Origin of the sequence: Limosilactobacillus coleohominis (assembly GCF_016901675.1) — a bacterium.
Lineage (GTDB): Bacteria > Bacillota > Bacilli > Lactobacillales > Lactobacillaceae > Limosilactobacillus > Limosilactobacillus intestinavium.
This window is the reverse complement of sequence record NZ_JACJKU010000210.1, coordinates 1-257: the sequence shown is the minus strand read 5'-3', so window position 1 is coordinate 257 and position 257 is coordinate 1. Positions and strand designations below refer to the sequence as shown.

Below are 257 nucleotides of genomic sequence, written 5' to 3'. Positions count from 1 at the left end.
GGCAGATTGCAAGAAATAAGTTAACAATTATCATGTAAGTTTCTAAAAAAGACTTCAATTGGTGTTTGCCAATTTAAACATTTCATTGGTCTCGAATTAAGCCACCAATTGATTGCAATTAGTTCATCATTGGATATTTGTTCAATAGGCTTGCCTTTTGGGATAAATCGGCGGAGAACTCGATTCCTGTTTTCATTGGATCCACGTTCATGAGGAGAATAAGCGTGTGCGAAAAACATTGGCTTGTTTATCAAATC

The 257-nt window shown here is 35.8% G+C and carries 1 protein-coding gene; it reads right to left on the bottom strand.

Annotated features, from left to right (window positions below; all coding sequences use genetic code 11):
• Positions 1-20 precede the first annotated feature (20 nt).
• On the bottom strand, positions 21-257 hold a 237-nt coding region (locus H5975_RS09310), incomplete at its 5' end, for an IS30 family transposase (protein WP_204785653.1).